Origin of the sequence: Halobacillus kuroshimensis DSM 18393 (genome assembly GCF_000425705.1) — a bacterium.
Classification (GTDB): Bacteria; Bacillota; Bacilli; order Bacillales; family Halobacillaceae; genus Halobacillus; species Halobacillus kuroshimensis.
In genome coordinates, this window is the sequence record NZ_AUDY01000008.1 from 497,992 (window position 1) to 514,299 (window position 16,308).

Here is a 16,308-nt window from a genome sequence, read left to right on the forward strand (position 1 = left end):
ACATAATAAAAGAGGCTGCCGGATTTCCGGCAGCCTCTTTTTGCAGGTGTGACATTCACTCGATATGGACAATTTTTCCGATGATTTGATTAGCTACGTTTTCTCCACTGAGAACGACCATCGGGGAACCACCACCGGGATGGGTGCTGCCACCACAGAACCATAAGCCTTTCAAGTCCTGGGATTTGTTGAACGGCCTCATAAATGCCTGACTTCTGCTGTTGGAGGAAGGGCCGTACAGGGAACCACGATAGGCTCCGAATGCCGCTTCAATTTCCTCCGGGCCGATGACCTTCTCATACACGAGATGATCACTGATGGGGATGCCGGCCTTTTTCAGCTTGTCATAGATCAGCTCTTTATAATGGTCCTTATTTTGCGGATGCCCGCCAACGGCTGGGGCATTGACGAGAATAAAGCAATTATCCCCTTTAGGAGAAACATCGGGATCTGATTTTGCTGAAGTACAGATATAAATCGTCGGATCGTCGGCATAACCTCCAAGGGATAGCTGCCGGAACTCTTTTTTGTAATCACCTGAAAAGAGCAGATGATGGTGGTGAAGCTGAGGAAGATAGGTATCCAGTCCTGCCATGATCACAAAAGCGGAAATGGAAGGATCATAGGAAGCGAGCTTTTCGTCACTCATTTTTTTCCTTTCTTTCTGATTGATGAGTTCCGGGACTGCCTGGAGCAGATCTCCGTTTACGATGACATGATCTGCTTCAAAGAAATCGCCATCCTCTGTTTCGACACCTACTGCACTTCCTTGATACGTATGGATTTTTGATACAGGGGTGCCGCTGTATAGATGGACACCGGCTGCTTCTGCTGCTTGAACGAAGGCTTCCGCAATTTTCGTATTTCCGCCTTTCACATAATACACTCCATCATTCCATTCAAGGTGGGCAATCATACTGAATGTGGCTGGAGCCTGATAAGGATTGGATCCGATATACGTTGAGTACCGGTTCAAGGCCTGAATAATATCAGGATTGGTAAAGTACTGCCTGAAAAAATGATCCATCGATTGGAGCGGACGTACATTTATCATGCTTTTCATAAGGGCAGGAGACAGATAATCCTTCCATCCGTTGAATGTTCTGTGCAGGAAATGCTTCCGGGACATATGGTAGAGCCGCTCGATCTCCTTCAGAAACGGTTCATAAGCCTGGTACCCGTTAGGATCAAGCTGCTTCAGCTGTTTTTTCATAACATCCTGATTGGTGGAAAAATCAAAGGTTGTGCCATTCGGAAAGACATTTCTCGTATGAGTGTCAATCTTTTCAAAGTCGAGAAGATGAGGGGAGAGTCCAGCTTTCGACAGAACTCTTGTGAAGACTTCCGGCATTGTCATAGTATTGGGGCCAAAGTCGAAGTGATAGCCCTCTTCGTCTACGGCCATCATTTTGCCTCCAAAATGGCTGTTCTTTTCAAACAATTTCACATCTACGCCTTCACTGGCCAGGTGGACCGCAGCGGAAAGACCACCGAGTCCACCCCCGATAATAACTGCTTTCATTGATACGACCTGCCTTTCCATTGATAGGTACGTCCTCGTTTATGTACAAGCATGGATGCCCACATCATCGCAATCAGCAGCATTCCTGCTACAGGCATGAGAAACGACAGCCACAAGGGGTGTCCTGTCCGTGCATCCACATACATTTTGAACGTAATCAGCAATACATAGGGAAGCAGCAGGTAAAGAGCTCCTGATATCATACCGAAAATGGCAAGACCTCCGGGGAGTACAAAAAGAGTGGCATACAAAAGGGTGAGAAAGACGACCATCCAAGTTGAACGCCCGATGCCGGTGTATAGGTTTTTTTTAAAGCCTGCCCACGTTTCCTGATTGGATTCATACATATACGAAAGAGCCGATGATGTAATATTGGCAAGGATCATGCGGTAACCGTTCTTTTTCATTTCACGAGCGAGATGAACATCTTCTACAAGCGATTCCTTTACCGATTCATGGCCTCCGACGGCCTGATAAGCCGATCGTTCAATCATAATAAAGATGCCGCAGGCTGCTGTAAACATCGGCTTTGTCGTGCGGTTGGCCATGAAAAGTGGAAGGTGAAGCAGCACGACCATATGCTGGAGAGGGACAAGCATATGGCTGAGGAAATGATGATTCGGATAAAAAGGGAATCCACTGAGCATCGCTGCTTTTCTTTTTTTCATTGTTCCCAGTGTCTTTTCAATCACTGTAGGAACGACTCGTGCATCAGCATCCAGGAAAAACAGGTAATCGCCTCCTGCCTTTTTTGAAAGCTGGTGACAGGCGTGTACTTTACCGTTCCATCCATCCGGCAGCTCCTTCCCCTGCACAACGGTAAAACGGGCATCCTCCGCAGTAAGAGAGAGCAGCTTTTCATAGGTGCCATCCTCAGAATGATCATCGAGAAGAAGCATTTCAAGATTCGGATACGTGAGTGATGATAGCGAGCGTATCAATCCTTCCACGTTATCCACTTCATTGCGGAGCGGGACGAGCAGGGAAACTTTTTGATCCGCCTCTTCGTGTTTACCTGCCTGCAAGGGATATAGGAATAAACTGTTAACCATTGTCCATACGTTCATGACGACTAAAAGAAGGACAAAGATAAAAAACCATAGCAATGACGGCAGCCTCCTTTCTGTTTAAATGGGGCGGAACAGCTGATGGTTTTCCTGGACGACTCGTGTCCGGAGTTCATCCAGCTGCTTCGTGGCGGCTGTTTCAAAGTAATGTGTCATAGACTTCCGATTGAGCTCGGAGTACCCCTCCTGTGGAAGAGGCTCTCCGATTGTTATGTAAGCATTCGGTTTTCGTTCATGCTCCAGGGCATAATAGATGGAAACAGGCACCACGTTGACGTGTGGGGCTTTTTGAACGATATAACTGATGCCGGAAAAAAACTCAAGAGGACGTTTTTCCAAAGGCTGTTCCGCCCCCTGGGGGAAAATCCATACCGTTTTTCCTTTAGATAACAGATCGGCACTATAGGAAAGGGATTCCATAAGATGCTTCCGGTTGCTGCTGTTGATCGAGAAGGCACCAATGCTCCTGAAAAAGGGGAATTTCTGCAGCCCATCCTCATGCATCATGCCGTACCCGTCGGAATGGATGACCTGATCATTCAAATAAAAAATGAATAAAGGATCCCACCAGGCGGAATGATTGATGAGAAACATGGTGTTCTCTTTTGGAACCGATTCTGGAGCATTCAGCAAAATCCGGTTAAAATGTATGTTCAGGAACATCCGGTTGAAACGAGTGAATCCCCATTCGATGACCGGACGTTTATGAGACGGCTTGAACATGTTTTTTCCTCCAAAAATAAAGAGCATACCAGCCCGCTGTTAATAGAGCGACAAGCGTAATTGCTAAATACAGTCCCCCGGTAAATGCCATACAGATAAATAAGAACACCATCAGCCCGAACACCAAAGCCATTCGTTTCGGCCACGTTCCTTCATTCACCAGGTTATCCGGATTCCAAATCAGGAATACGAGGTGGAAGAAGGCAGCGGTGACAAACCAGCCGGTGAAATTGCTGAAAGGAATGTCATAATAGAGGCCGGGTTCCTGCCAGATCCAGTATTCTTTTACTTTATAGGATACTGGGTCGAGAATAAGATCGATTGTTACGGCGCACAACGCTCCCGTTAAAAGAAACGTAAGGAAGCGGGTGAAGGATGGGAGGCCGCTGGAAATGACACGTGCGATTTCGTGGGAGCACCCGATGATCAAGAGCCAGGCAAACCCAATGGTGACAGGGGTGTCGGCGATCTTTATCCCAAAGTCCTGCGTGTAGTCATAGGTTCCGAACAGGAAGTTGTAGGCCACCCCTAAATGCTCGACATAAATACTGGCAGCAATAATGAACAGGCTGTAGAGGATGCCTGTTCTTTTCCCATACATATGTATAAAATACAGTCCGGCGACAATACCGGCAGCAATTAGGAACACACTGTTGGCCCATTCGAGCCAGGGGGGCAGCCAGTCAAAGGTGACCAGGAATACGCCGCATATGTACCAGAAAATGAAAAAGCGGAAGATATAAGTGGACATGAACGCACCTCAATTTCTACGAAGAATATCAAATATATAACAGGGTCGAGACCTCCTTTCATGATACCTCATCCATATAGAAAATAAACAATATTTTGCATTCAATCTTCCGGAATACAGGGCTTCTTTTCAAACACAAAGAGCAGGCATGTGCCTGCTCTTTGTGTTTGTCTATTCTGTTACGTATGAGCCAGCTGCCCTTTTCGTATGTGAGGCAGGCGTTTCTGCATGAATGGAACGATCCAGTGATCCAGGCCGTACCGCCCGGCGTTGATACCAGCAGCAAGGATAAAGACCGTCAGGATGACCATCTGTGGATTCGTGCTGACTGTACCACTGAATAAGAAAGCAAAATTCATCAGGATGCCTCCAAAGGCTGCAGCTGTTGTAAATAATCCAAGGATAAGAGCGATACCCGCAAGAATTTCTCCCCACATGACGAGCTGTGCGAATAATGTATGATTCGGAAGCGCGAACCCCTCAAGGAAAGCCGCCCACCATCCTTGTACGGCCGGGTGCTCGCCTGCCGCCTGACTGATGGCTCCCTGGAGAAATCCCTGAACTTCAAAACCGCCGGTCAGCTTACCAATACCCGCTTTCAGCCACGTCACACCGATATAAACCCGGATGACCGCTAATACAGCAGCCGCTATTTTATTGGTTCTCAAGAAATTATTCAACATATTGCTCACTCCTTCATATGTTTTGTTCAGTATTTCACATGATTGCCGGCATCTTTCTTACAATTCAATTATACGATGAATCAAGTGCATGAATGGTATATTGCTCATTATTTCACAAGATGGCCATAAACTTTAGAATAAGTTGTGAACGGTGGGTGTAAAAGAAGGTTATCGGAAAACAGTCCCGTATAAAGAAGAGAGGAACGCCTAAAATAAACGAAGCGGATGAAAGCGTTTTTTGTTAGAATGGGAGTAGAGAGAGGAGTGGGAAGATCATGGAAATTGTCATGAATGTTGTGAGCATCGTCGTTATGCTGGGGTTGATCGGCCTCACCATTTTTGATCACGGTTAATACGTAAAAAAGGAAAGCCCGGAAACCTGTAATACAGGTTTCCGGGCTTTCCTTTTAAGACACTCGTTTGTAGACCTGATTTAATTAAGCAAGGACACGCTTGTAAAGCGTGATGCAGTAGGTACCGCTGTCGCCCACAACAGATGTAATGGCAAATGCAGTTGGATTGTTTACGCTAACAGAATCTGTGTTGCCTGGTAATGCTGAGAGGGCACCGGTTGGTGTGATAGCTCCTGTTACGGGACCTGCACTGGAAGCTGAGTTAAAGATTTGGAAAGTACCAGAAATATAGCTGCCTGCAGGAGCAGTCCATACTGGATCAGCTAAAACTCCATTGAAATTCCCACAAATTTTTTCCTGAATGATCTGCGCCTGCGGACAGCAGGCCGAATGGGATTGACACATATTTAATATTCTCCTTTGTTTTATTAGGCTAAAATACGCTTATACAACGTAATACAGTAAGTCCCGTTTACACCAGCAAGTGCTGTTACCGTGAATGTAGTTGGGTTATCGACACTCTCAGACTGTGTGTTTCCAGGAGTTACTCCTGCGAAGACAACGTCTCCTGCTACGACAATGTTTCCTGTACTTGATGCTGAATTAAACACCTGAAAGGTTCCCGAAATATAACTCCCCGCTGGAGCTGACCAAAGTATGTCTGCTGTTAGAACACCGTTAATGTTCCCACAGATTTCCTCCTGGACGATCTGTGCCTGGGGGCAGCACGCGGACACGGAATCCGAGTAGACACCACACATATTCATTCCTCCTTGCAGTCTCAAATTTCGCTTCTACACTATAGTAATAATCTATGTCTTTTCGTAGAAACAGCTTGTGTATCCGTCTATGTAGCCTTATCATTCCGTAATTTGGGCCGGTGGTAAAAATAGACAGACACCTATCCGTCTTTCGCTTCGATTATAGAAGTGAGAGGAGGTGAAAGACATGGCCGTAACCAACACACGCATGGATTCCCGTCTGCAGCTTGTATTAGCGGTTGGACAGGATGAAGATGGAAACATGGTTTACAAGACAAAATCATTTAACAACATAAAAGTCGAAGCAACAGATGAACAGCTTTACCAAACGGCAGCTGCCCTTGCCCCGCTTCAACAGCACATTATGGAAGAAGTCGCTCGTGATAACCGCTCGATTCTTACTGAAGAATAATGACAGGGAGGTCAAATGATGAAAAAGCTGGAGCTCAAATTTTTAAATGAAGAAAGCAGAACAGTGACGATCAGTCTGGATGATCCTGTAGAACCGGTGGATCCGGCAGTCGTGAACGCTGCGATGGATGAAATTCTTGTTCAGGACTGCTTCACATCGACAGGCGGAAGTCTTGTTTCAAAAAAAGAAGCCCGTATTGTGGAACGCAACGTCTTTGATATTACGCTGTAAATGAGGAAAGCCGCCCACGGAATGCGGGCGGTTTTTTTTATCAAAGGAGGGTGCCGATCTTGGACACTTGGATATCCATTATAGCGGACGTCGGCTTTCCTGTTGCGGTGACATTTTACCTGCTTCACCGGATTGAAGGAAAGCTTGACCAGCTCATTGAAACGATGCATCAGTGGCCGGAAAAGCTGATCAATCAAAAATAAAAAACATCCAGCCTTTATGGCTGGATGTTTTTTTAATTGGTTAGACCCCATTGATTGAATGGATAGATGACCAGTTCTGTGCGGCCGATGATTTCCTCTTCTTCAATAAAGCCGAGACCATTACGGCTGTCTTTACTGATGGAGCGGTTGTCACCCATAACGAAATATTTTCCGTCTGGAACATCGACAGGACCATAGTCTCTCGTGGCGGAAGCAGCATCTTCACTCAAATATTCCTGTGTTTGCTTCTCCCCGTTGACATAAAGCTCGTGGTCCCGGATCTCGATGGTATCCCCAGGCTGACCGATGATTCGTTTCACATAACTTTTAACAGGACGTTCAATGATAACGATATCTCCACGCTCAGGTTCATCTATATAGTAGATAATTTTATTGAACATGACTCGTTCACCGTTTTGGAGAGTAGGATCCATACTGGCACCCTCTACGATAGACGTGGCGAAGAAGAACGTTCTTAGAATGAAGGCCAGTGTGATGGCAACAGCAATGGCTTTCAACCATTCCAACCATTCATTTTTAGATTGTTCAGACAATCTCATCTTCCTTTCTCGATGAACAGATATGATTTCGCTCTTATTTTACCATATTGGTTTAGAAATGAAAGGGAGATCGATTTCAATGTAATGGATATGTAACATAGGAAAGTGGAAATCATCGTCTTACTATGTCGAATTGTAAATTGTTTTAGCATATATCTTTACAAAAGGAATGAAAATTGAGATAATTCTTTTCGTGCAGGTTGGACAGGCGAACAAACATTCCTTTTGCTTACGTATATGAAAGAGATAAAGACAAAAAGATAGGACTGGCAGGAGGTCGTCGCACGTGCAGGTCATGGATAAAGAGACGATGCTGGAAGAGATTGAGCACCTTCGTAAACGAATGATGGAGGTCGCCAATGAAAAGGGATTCTCCAGTGTGGAATCGGTTCAAATTAGTCAACGGCTGGATACATTACTCAACGAGATTCAACATAAATCATAAAACTTACAGAGCTTACTGTTCTGTAAGTTTTTTTATGTAGCTGCTCTTAGAAAGGATGTAAGTTTTAAGCAAAGAGCAGATCAGTTATTTTCTGCTTGATTGGGACAGGAAATAGAGTCGCTCGGAGGGCGGGGCTCACATTCCTGAGCAGTGACAGCAATGGTAGCAGGGTAAATCACTTTTACGGACTGGCAGATATCAATCAGCATTTCCAGGCAGAGGCAGTGTTTGATTTTCGTAATCATTTGAACGCTGCAGGTGAATCGGGTCACTTCACATTGGATACTCGTGCCGGGCGGGGCACAGAGGAGCAGCTTTTCTATTTGCGAAAAGGCACACACACATACACATCCATTAGGGAGTTTGACACCGAGACAGCCTTCTTTACATAAAGTAACTTCATGAAGGATAAACGTTTCACCAGAAGGCAGAAGAACTGGGACTTCTTTTCTCTGTCCAATTTCCCTGCATACAATAGAGGTAAGATCGGATTTCCTGCAGCACCCATCCGTTAAAAAGCAGGTGTAGCATTCACAATCAAGGGGCAGTTCTTCCTGACCTTGAGGTAGGATGTAGTTTAAATCCAGGCAGTATTTTCCTTTTAAAATTCCATCGCCTGTACGGACAACTTCAATATTTTGGAAGCCTCGAACGGTTCTGCTGAATGTTTTCCCTGTACCACTATTTATTTTTTCTCCATTAATGAAAATAGAAAGATCGCTTAAATCTCCCTGCTTAAGGGTGAGGACAATGGTTCCTGTGACAGGCTCAGCCAACAGTGACTGCCATAGCAGCTCACGGGAGTCGTTCGTCAAAGTAAAATTCCCGCAGACTTCATCCATGAGAACATCATCAACAAACGAAATGGTTAAGCATTTCGTAAATTGAAGCGGTGCGGTTACCCAATCATACACTTTTTCTGTTTGTATACAATGCTTATCCATAAGATCCCCCCCTTTAGAATAGTAGCCGGCACCTGCAAACATTCATGCTGGTCCCTCTTTTTTATCATTCGTAGCAAAAGCCCCTCCATCTTCGTTCTGCAGGGTAACCATAACGGATCAAGGACAGATCGGTTTCACGGGTTCCGGATCTTCGCATCCGGTGATCCGCAGATTATCTAAAAAAGCGGCCGTGTTAAACACCCGGTCAATGACATCAGCCACTCTGATCTGTAGGGTGATCAGTTCACAGCTGTAGCAGGATAGGTCAAGCTCTGCTGTGTAAATTTCGGTAGTCACAGCGTTGTACGTAACATCATTTGGTGTAGGGAAAGGAGGAAGAGGAGCCATGGAACTCCCATTCGGCATATTGGAAAACGGCGCAGCATTCGTAACTGTGACAGGACTTCCGTCTGGGAGCAGGGCAATATTTTCTGTGCCGAGAGAAGTGAAGACATCCGCCCGGAAATAGTCGGCAAATTGTCCGACAAACTCCGGGTTTTCCTCGGTCCCGAATTTCCAGTCGAATGTCAGCTTGCCGGGGTCCTTCGGCAGAAGGAATTGAAGCCTGACGGTGACAACATCAAGAGACTCCTGTCCGTCCGGGGAACCTAAGGGGTCTCCGGCGGGAACGATGGGGCCGCCTGTGTTTTCAGAAACAAAAGTAGGAGCCGTTCCCGGAGTCAGGCTGGCAAAACCACTGCTTAAAACAACAAATTCATTTCCATCTGTCGGAAATCCCTGCAGTGGTGTGGAAAAAATCTCACTTTGAACAGAAGGGCCCGTCAACGTTGCATTTACTAAACAGCACTGTGTTAAAGGAGTGACCAGCGCTTCGACAATTTCATCAATCGTGGCCATATAGGCACACCACCTTTCAAAATGGACCAGCCTCTAATCGTAAAATAAAAAGGCAGGAAAGTATAAGGAATCCTGCCCCGCTGTTTATAATCGATAATTCGCGCTGATGCAGTATTTTCCACGGCATGAGTTTCCTGCTGCCGCATCTGTATTACATATAATCCGGACTTCGTCAAAAGTCTGCACCGTTACCGATCTTGTATTCCCGTTACTTCCAAGGCTGGCTAGAGGGACAGTGAAGGTGTCAACAACTACGCCTCCATTTGCTACATAGACGGTTAGGGGGTTGGCACAGCCGGTATCATAAAAGACGCTGACTGTACCTGCATCAATGGTGAAACTTGACGACCAGACCGTTTCAGCTAGATCAAAGGCCGGGGCTGTCGTATCTGTTAAACAATCAATGGTGAAGTTTCCGCAGAACTCATCCATAGCAAATTGACCACCGCGGTCGGGACAACAACAATTCGCCATTCATTTTCCTCCTTCAATCGATATAGTACAGCCTATGAAAAAAAGAAGAAGCTGCATAGGTTCATGTACTAGAGGATTGAAAGTTTTTAAAATCAGGCATTTCCAATAAAAAAACACACCCGTCACGGATGTGTCTTTAAAACGATTTGAAAAATTCCAGGCCCCCAGTTTTCCTGACCAAGTTAGCTGAGGACGTGCTTTTGGCAGGCATCCACCGGTAAGCGGTATGTGACCACCTCCACATGACTTCTTTACATCTGCAAATAGTCACACGTGTTTTCTGTTATTTCAAGTATTTCTCAAGTCTATCGAGTCCTTTTTTCAGTGTCTCCATGCTGTAAGCGTAGGAAAGACGCATATATCCTTCTCCATAGGTGGAAAAAGCATCCCCCGGCACGAGAGCAAGACCAGCCTCCTCTACCAGCTCGACGGCTTTATCTGTGGTCGTTTTACCATCCAGGGGGAATTGGATAAACAAATAAAAGGCGCCGTCCGGCTGAGCGAATGATAATCCCATTTGTTTGAGGCGTCCGGCTGCATAATCGCGTCGTTCTTTATAGGCATCACGCATGTTCTCTGCTTCCTGCTTTTGATTGGACAAAGCTTCCAGAGCGGCATATTGGCTGATCGAGGTAGCGCAGGACACGTTATATTGATGAACTTTCAATAAATGCCGGGACAACCATTCCGGTGCAAGCAGATAGCCGATCCGCCAACCTGTCATGCTGTGGGACTTGGATACTCCGTTTACGACGATAACGTTGTCGCGGACATCCGGAATAGAAGCAATGGATGTATGAGGACGTTCATAGACGAGTTCACTGTATATTTCATCGGCAATAAGGAAGATTTCCTTTTTCTTAATGACATCGGCAATATCCTTCAGCTCATCTTCTGTTAGAGAAACACCAGTCGGGTTGGAAGGGTAAGGAAGAATAACCGCTTTTGTTTTCTCAGTGACATGTGACTGAATGATATCCCCGGTCAGCTTAAATCCTTCAGCACTCGTATCTGCAAATACCGGTATGCCGCCAGCGAGTCGGATCAATGGTTCATATCCCGGATATACAGGGCCGGGGAGAATAACTTCATCTCCAGGATGGAGGATAGTACGCAGGGAAAGATCCAGCGCTTCGGATGCTCCGACGGTAATAATGATTTCCTGTTCGGCGTCATAGGAAAGACCATAGGATGCGGCCGCATGATGCTGGACCGCCCGGCGCAGCTCGATGAGACCGGCATTATGTGTGTAGCTTGTCTGGTTATTTTCAATCGCCTGGATGCCTGCCTGTTTAACGGCTTCAGGCGTAGGAAAGTCCGGCTGGCCGATGGTCAACGAAACGACGTCTTCGTAATGACTTACCATATTGAAAAAACGGCGGATCCCGGATATTTCAATATTTTTAACCGCAGGGTTGATCAAGTGTTCCATTGTATCTCTCCTCTTTTACATAAAGTTAACAAAATGTTCAAACAATTCAAGTATTTAATTTGTTGAATTTTGTTATAATTTAAACTGAGACAAGGAAAGGAAGTGTAGAATGAGATCGATTCACCGTTTATCTTTTGAAGAACTCGTTGATCGTAACAAGCAGCAGCTGCTGCAAGACGAAGAAGCGATTGAAGAAATTGAAAGACAAATAGATGAAAAACATACAAATAAACTTCGTCCTGACCTTTTTGTTAATTGATTACTGGACTATAAAAAGCAGCCGCCTCCAAGGGGCTGCTTTTTACATTTTCATAGGAACGTGGCAGAATGTAAAGCATAAACCATAACTATTTTCAGGCAGGTGATCCATATGAACGATGTTGGTTTAGTGTTGGAAGGCGGCGGGATGCGGGGAGCTTATACCGCAGGAGTCCTGGATTATTTTCTTGATCAGGGTCTGCATTTCCCCTATGTTGTCGGAGCCTCTGCCGGCGCTTGTAATGGCAGTTCCTATGTAGCGAGGCAGCGGGGCAGGAATTACCGGGTCATTGTTGAATACGGAGATCATCCCGAATACATATCCTATAAGCGAATGCTTACGAAGCGGCAGTTGTTTGGCATGGACTTCCTTTTCGATAAGCTTCCAAATGAACTGGTCCCTTTCGATTATGATTCATTTATGAAACAAACGACGAAGTTCGTCGTAGCGACAACAGACATGGATTCCGGCAGGCCGGTCTTTTTTGATTCCTTCCATGACAGGGAAAGTCTACTGAAAGTCATCCGGGCTTCCAGCTCGCTTCCGATGATTGCCCCCAGCATTGACTTCGGTGGATTTCAACTCATGGACGGCGGCATTGCCGATCCGATCCCATTGCAACGTTCGATTGATGACGGCAATCAAAAGCATGTCATCGTCCTGACAAGAAATGACGGGTATACGAAAGAAAAGTCCAAAGCGGGCTGGTACTTGAACCATCGGTATAAAAAGTTTCCGAACTTCGCCAAAACGATGACAGACCGCCATATTCACTACAACGCTCAGTTGGAACACGTAAGAAAATTGGAAGAAGAGGGCAGGGCTCTCGTCATCCGTCCCCGCCAGCCGCTTGTGGTCAGCCGAATTGAGAGGAACCGTGACCGGCTGCATAACCTCTATACGCAGGGCTATCAAGAAGCAGAGGATCTTGGAGAACAGCTGACAGATTTCCTCCAGTTATCTAAGGCGGGACGTCCATGAGCACTGAACGAATCGTTTCTGAAATCAATGCTGCATTGGCGGAACACCGGGATGACCAACAACGGCAGCCGATGGAAACCTATATGAAAAACCACTTTCCATTCTACGGAATCAAAACGCCCGAGAGGAAAAAAATCCTGGCCCCCTTTGTAAACGACAGTAAAACCTTCAGGGAGAAAGAACGATTCGAAGTGGCGTTTCAACTTTTTCAGATGCCTGAAAGAGAATGTCATTATGCAGCCCTTGCTGTATTGGAAAAAGGGAAAAAGGCCGTTTCTCCGGAGGCGGTGGAGTTTTACAGAGAGCTTCTTTTGACGAAACCGTGGTGGGATACCGTTGATATGATCGCTTCCCACCTGTGCGGTGAATATTTTAAGCTTTACCCACAACAGCTGCGTCCATATACAGAACAATTCCGCGATTCGGACTTTATGTGGCTGCGGCGTGCTGCGCTGCTTTTTCAACTGAAGTACAAAGGAGAGACAGACCAAGCCCTTTTATTTGAAACCATCCTCTGTTTAAAAGACGAGAAGGAATTTTTCATAGAAAAAGCCATCGGATGGGCGCTCAGGGAATACAGCAAAACCGATCATGATGCTGTTATCGATTTTTTGTCGACGCATGAATGCCGCCCTCTAAGCCGCCGGGAGGGGTTGAAGTGGCTGAAGAACAAACAGCCTCACCTTCTGGATCGCCTCTAGGTTTATTCCTTAAAGCTCCTGTTCATAATGGATAGGAGAACAAGGATAAAGGAGACATACAGGATGAATATAGGTGGATGGCTGGATCCTCACTTTTTAGAAGAACCAATCCAATGGCTGGATGAAGATATCCTTCAGATATTCGGTATGGAGCCGGAATACATCCAGTTTCTACTGGTGTTTGCTTTCATGGGGGCATTGATGTGGGTGGTGAAGCCGGTGGTCGAGTGGCTGATGCTGCGAAACTGGCTCCTCTTTTTAAGCGGCGGGGCCTCTGTATTGATCGCTCTCGTTTTCCTGCAGATGGTGGACAGGTATGCCATGTCTGGAACAACATCCACACTGCCGGAATACTACTGGTTCATCTGCCTTTCCGCTATCAGTGGTTACGGTCTCGCCCTTGCCGGGTGGCTGACGGTAAAACAGGCGTACCTCAGATTCGCGAAGCGGAAAAGAAGGAAGGCTGCTTGAACTCTCTTTTAAATGAAGAGAGTTTTTATTTTTCCTTCACCACCGGACGAGTCCTGCCGATACTATAGGAGGACGCTTAGAAGAAAGGGCGATGTTCATGAGACAGGACCAGGGAATTTTACTGGAGAGTGGTACCAATGAACTCGAAATCGTAGAGTTTGGAATTGGTGAAAACCGCTTCGGTATGAATGTGATAAAAGTAAAAGAGATTATAAACCCGCAGCCGATTACAAAAGTGCCTCACTCCCACCCCTCTGTAGAGGGAATTATCGATATACGGGGCGAAGTCGTGCCCGTTGTCGATGTTGCTCACGCGCTGGGATTTCCAGCCTCCGATCATCCGGAAAAGGATAAGTTTATTCTCTCGGAATTCAACCAGACGAAAATCGTTTTTCACGTACATACGGTTACGCAGATTCACCGGATTTCCTGGGAACAGATCGAAAAACCGAATCAAATGTATCAAGGACTGGACACGCAGATCACCGGGGTCATCAAAAGAGAAGAAGATATGCTGCTTCTGCTTGATTTCGAAAAAGTGGTCGCTGATATCAATCCGGAAACGAGTATGAAAAAAGAACAGCTCCGGGAGCTGGGACAGCGGGAGCGTTCTTCAAAAAAGATCCTTATAGCTGAAGACTCTGCCATGCTCCGTGCGATGCTTCAGGAAACGTTGAGTGAAGCAGGGTATGATCAGACCGTCAGTTTTGAAAACGGCAGGGAGGCGTGGGATCACCTCGCAGAAATGATTGAAGAAGGGAAAACGATGACCGATGAATACCAGCTGATCATTACAGATATCGAAATGCCTATGATGGACGGCCATCATTTTACGAAGCTGTTGAAAGACCATGAGCAGCTGCAGGTACTTCCTGTCGTCATTTTTTCCTCCCTTATAACGGAGGATCTCAGACATAAAGGAGAACGAGTAGGGGCAGATGCCCAGGTCTCCAAACCGGAAATCGTGGAGCTTGTCAAAATCATCGATCAAAATATCTTGTAACATAAAGAAAAATCCGCTGGAATCAGCGGATTTTTCTTTATTTCTTGAGTCGTTCGAATAGTTCGTCATGCCAGGCGTAAGCCTGTTTGGAAAGGGTTTCCGGTCCTTGTTTTGTAGGGGATGACTCTACAATCAGGCTTTTTTCATGATCGGATAGATGCTCATAAGAAGCTCTCATTTCTGTCGTATACTCCATATACTTTTTCAAGTGCCATAAAAAATCGTCCATTGGATTCATCGTCATAGTGATCCTCCTCCTCTGGTACTTTCATTCCTTCTTCCTGAAAGAACGAAACATCAAAAAGGAAGAGAATTACATTCTTCTTCTCGGACGCTGATTCCACGGAGTTTCCGTCCTTTGACCGAGCAGGGATGGCTGCGGAGTGGAATGAAAGGCGCGGGGGGAGCTTTTTTCCGGCTGCTTCCAGTTTAAGTATTGGTATAAGGTCCGTTTCGCACGGGATAAAGACAGCTTCGGTTTTGGATTGCGGTAGGACTGGTCGACCCGGCCCAGGTGTTCCAGCTGCTGGAAGTCCTCCTTTGCTGCTGGTACGTGAAAATAATACCCGCCAATTTCAATCAGAAGAGTGGAATGCTGCTGACTTAAACGAGGATGATCAGAGTAATGAAGACCAACTTTCCTGGCCCGTTTCTCCTTCAGCAGGAGGTCGATGGTGTGTTTTTTTATGTCATATAAATGCTTCGGCTCAGGAGCCGTTTTTGCGTGGCGGTTTACGATGAATAATGATTCGGCAATCTCACGGTCGGATAGCTGCTTTCTGTTCATCTAAGATCTCCTTTCCATCCAAGTATAGCGTTCCCTCTATCAATTGACAACATTTTACATCGGTCACTTTTTATATTCTTTTAAATCTTTGATGATCTTGTCGATGCTCTCGGCGCTCGTCCCGCTGTAAGTCTCTAATCTGTCCCCGTCAGGACCGACAAGGAAGAAGCTCGTCCCGTGGGCCATCTGATCAGAATCTTCCATCTTCTTGACAGGGGATTGAAATGATTTGATCGACCATTCTTTGACATCCTCGTAAGAATAGCCTGTCAGGAAGTCCCAATTGTCGTAGTCGGGCTGATAGGGATCCGCAAAGCTTTTCAGCACTTCCTTCGTATCATTCTCCGGATCCACACTTACAGATACGAGCCGGGCGTCCAGGTTTTCCGATTCTAACTGCTGCTGGAGTCTGGACATATGTCCGGTCATTGGAGGGCAGACGGTTTCACAATTAGTGAAAATGAAATCAACGATCCAGTAGTCCCCTTCATAGGACTGGGGGAGGGTTCGTTCTTTTCCGTTCTGATTGACAGCGTGGAGGGTATTGACATCCTGCGATCCGCACCCCGTTATAAAGAGAACGGTACATAGTAGTCCAAACCAAAGTTTTGCTTTCATGATCCTGCCTCCATGTCTTTAGATGAGTCTAGTGTAACATTCAGGGGAGAAGAGAGACGCTGGTTCTGT

General features: G+C 46.0%; 24 protein-coding genes. 9 read left to right on the top strand and 15 right to left on the bottom strand.

Features of this window, described 5'->3' with window-relative positions; genetic code table 11:
- Window positions 1-55: 55 nt before the first annotated feature.
- The 7 genes from H615_RS0104430 to H615_RS0104460 all read right to left on the bottom strand — a co-directional run bounded on the left by H615_RS0104430 (window position 56) and on the right by H615_RS0104460 (window position 5,860).
- A complete protein-coding gene (locus H615_RS0104430; protein WP_027954005.1) occupies window positions 56-1,522 on the bottom strand; it encodes a phytoene desaturase family protein in 1,467 nt (488 codons plus the stop codon).
- Window positions 1,519-2,628: a glycosyltransferase family 2 protein gene (locus H615_RS0104435; RefSeq protein WP_027954006.1), complete on the bottom strand. Its 1,110-nt coding sequence runs from the start codon at window positions 2,626-2,628 to the stop codon at window positions 1,519-1,521. The genes H615_RS0104430 and H615_RS0104435 overlap by 4 nt, the downstream gene beginning before the upstream one ends.
- A gap of 21 nt (window positions 2,629-2,649) precedes the next feature.
- Window positions 2,650-3,312: a lysophospholipid acyltransferase family protein gene (locus H615_RS0104440; protein ID WP_027954007.1), complete on the bottom strand. Its 663-nt coding sequence runs from the start codon at window positions 3,310-3,312 to the stop codon at window positions 2,650-2,652.
- Entirely contained in the window at window positions 3,293-4,063 is a 771-nt protein-coding gene (locus tag H615_RS0104445; protein WP_027954008.1) for a carotenoid biosynthesis protein, read from the bottom strand. Before H615_RS0104445 ends, H615_RS0104440 begins: the two co-directional genes overlap by 20 nt.
- A 179-nt stretch (window positions 4,064-4,242) precedes the next feature.
- Complete coding sequence (locus H615_RS0104450) at window positions 4,243-4,746, bottom strand: DoxX family protein (RefSeq protein WP_027954009.1); 504 nt, start codon at window positions 4,744-4,746, stop codon at window positions 4,243-4,245.
- A gap of 437 nt (window positions 4,747-5,183) precedes the next feature.
- Window positions 5,184-5,504 carry an S-Ena type endospore appendage gene (locus tag H615_RS0104455; protein WP_027954010.1) on the bottom strand — a complete coding sequence of 107 codons (321 nt, stop codon included), beginning with the start codon at window positions 5,502-5,504 and terminating at the stop codon, window positions 5,184-5,186.
- Between the two features lie 23 nt (window positions 5,505-5,527).
- Complete coding sequence (locus tag H615_RS0104460; RefSeq protein ID WP_027954011.1) at window positions 5,528-5,860, bottom strand: S-Ena type endospore appendage; 333 nt, start codon at window positions 5,858-5,860, stop codon at window positions 5,528-5,530.
- 187 nt (window positions 5,861-6,047) lie between these two features.
- Here H615_RS0104460 and H615_RS0104465 point away from each other — a divergent pair, with 187 nt between their 5' ends.
- The 3 genes from H615_RS0104465 to H615_RS21970 are packed head-to-tail and all read left to right on the top strand — an operon-like array spanning window position 6,048 to window position 6,706.
- A complete protein-coding gene (locus tag H615_RS0104465) occupies window positions 6,048-6,272 on the top strand; it encodes a DUF1659 domain-containing protein (RefSeq protein WP_027954012.1) in 225 nt (74 codons plus the stop codon).
- 18 nt (window positions 6,273-6,290) lie between these two features.
- Window positions 6,291-6,503 (top strand): DUF2922 domain-containing protein, encoded by a 213-nt coding sequence (locus H615_RS0104470; RefSeq protein WP_027954013.1) that lies wholly within the window; start codon window positions 6,291-6,293, stop codon window positions 6,501-6,503.
- A gap of 59 nt (window positions 6,504-6,562) precedes the next feature.
- Entirely contained in the window at window positions 6,563-6,706 is a 144-nt protein-coding gene (locus H615_RS21970) for a YvrJ family protein (RefSeq protein ID WP_084162987.1), read from the top strand.
- A gap of 32 nt (window positions 6,707-6,738) precedes the next feature.
- Here H615_RS21970 and lepB read toward each other — a convergent pair whose 3' ends face one another.
- Complete coding sequence (lepB, locus tag H615_RS0104480; RefSeq protein WP_035531267.1) at window positions 6,739-7,266, bottom strand: signal peptidase I; 528 nt, start codon at window positions 7,264-7,266, stop codon at window positions 6,739-6,741.
- A 295-nt stretch (window positions 7,267-7,561) separates the two neighbouring features.
- On the opposite strand from lepB, the gene H615_RS21975 reads away from it, so the two are divergent.
- Complete coding sequence (locus H615_RS21975) at window positions 7,562-7,711, top strand: aspartyl-phosphate phosphatase Spo0E family protein (RefSeq protein ID WP_084163063.1); 150 nt, start codon at window positions 7,562-7,564, stop codon at window positions 7,709-7,711.
- Window positions 7,712-7,791: 80 nt separating this feature from the next.
- On the opposite strand, the gene H615_RS0104490 is transcribed toward H615_RS21975, so the two are convergent.
- From H615_RS0104490 to H615_RS0104505, 4 genes are all read right to left on the bottom strand, one after another.
- Window positions 7,792-8,655 (bottom strand): BMQ_0737 family morphogenetic spore coat protein, encoded by an 864-nt coding sequence (locus H615_RS0104490; protein ID WP_156896442.1) that lies wholly within the window; start codon window positions 8,653-8,655, stop codon window positions 7,792-7,794.
- Between the two features lie 117 nt (window positions 8,656-8,772).
- Window positions 8,773-9,513 carry a choice-of-anchor L domain-containing protein gene (locus H615_RS0104495; RefSeq protein WP_027954016.1) on the bottom strand — a complete coding sequence of 247 codons (741 nt, stop codon included), beginning with the start codon at window positions 9,511-9,513 and terminating at the stop codon, window positions 8,773-8,775.
- An 84-nt stretch (window positions 9,514-9,597) separates the two neighbouring features.
- A complete protein-coding gene (locus tag H615_RS0104500) occupies window positions 9,598-9,987 on the bottom strand; it encodes an S-Ena type endospore appendage (protein WP_027954017.1) in 390 nt (129 codons plus the stop codon).
- A gap of 283 nt (window positions 9,988-10,270) precedes the next feature.
- Window positions 10,271-11,419 carry an aminotransferase A gene (locus H615_RS0104505; protein ID WP_027954018.1) on the bottom strand — a complete coding sequence of 383 codons (1,149 nt, stop codon included), beginning with the start codon at window positions 11,417-11,419 and terminating at the stop codon, window positions 10,271-10,273.
- Window positions 11,420-11,528: 109 nt separating this feature from the next.
- Here H615_RS0104505 and H615_RS21980 point away from each other — a divergent pair, with 109 nt between their 5' ends.
- From H615_RS21980 to H615_RS0104530, 5 genes are all read left to right on the top strand, one after another.
- Entirely contained in the window at window positions 11,529-11,678 is a 150-nt protein-coding gene (locus H615_RS21980; RefSeq protein WP_084162988.1) for an FbpB family small basic protein, read from the top strand.
- Between the two features lie 111 nt (window positions 11,679-11,789).
- A complete protein-coding gene (locus tag H615_RS0104515; RefSeq protein ID WP_027954019.1) occupies window positions 11,790-12,659 on the top strand; it encodes a patatin-like phospholipase family protein in 870 nt (289 codons plus the stop codon).
- Window positions 12,656-13,360 (top strand): DNA alkylation repair protein, encoded by a 705-nt coding sequence (locus tag H615_RS0104520; protein ID WP_051254592.1) that lies wholly within the window; start codon window positions 12,656-12,658, stop codon window positions 13,358-13,360. The genes H615_RS0104515 and H615_RS0104520 overlap by 4 nt, the downstream gene beginning before the upstream one ends.
- A gap of 63 nt (window positions 13,361-13,423) precedes the next feature.
- Window positions 13,424-13,831: a hypothetical protein gene (locus tag H615_RS0104525; protein ID WP_027954021.1), complete on the top strand. Its 408-nt coding sequence runs from the start codon at window positions 13,424-13,426 to the stop codon at window positions 13,829-13,831.
- A gap of 97 nt (window positions 13,832-13,928) precedes the next feature.
- The gene (locus H615_RS0104530; protein ID WP_027954022.1) at window positions 13,929-14,834 is read left to right on the top strand and encodes a chemotaxis protein; all 906 of its coding nucleotides are present in this window, start codon (window positions 13,929-13,931) and stop codon (window positions 14,832-14,834) included.
- Window positions 14,835-14,871: 37 nt separating this feature from the next.
- Here the strand turns inward: H615_RS0104530 and H615_RS0104535 are convergent, their stop codons facing one another.
- The 3 genes from H615_RS0104535 to H615_RS20890 form a co-directional block, all read right to left on the bottom strand.
- Window positions 14,872-15,078: a hypothetical protein gene (locus tag H615_RS0104535; protein WP_035531270.1), complete on the bottom strand. Its 207-nt coding sequence runs from the start codon at window positions 15,076-15,078 to the stop codon at window positions 14,872-14,874.
- Between the two features lie 69 nt (window positions 15,079-15,147).
- Window positions 15,148-15,621 carry a YkyB family protein gene (locus H615_RS0104540; RefSeq protein ID WP_027954024.1) on the bottom strand — a complete coding sequence of 158 codons (474 nt, stop codon included), beginning with the start codon at window positions 15,619-15,621 and terminating at the stop codon, window positions 15,148-15,150.
- Between the two features lie 63 nt (window positions 15,622-15,684).
- On the bottom strand, window positions 15,685-16,239 hold the full coding sequence (locus H615_RS20890) for an SCO family protein (RefSeq protein WP_035531273.1): 555 nt from the start codon (window positions 16,237-16,239) through the stop codon (window positions 15,685-15,687).
- Between the last annotated feature and the right edge of the window lie 69 nt (window positions 16,240-16,308).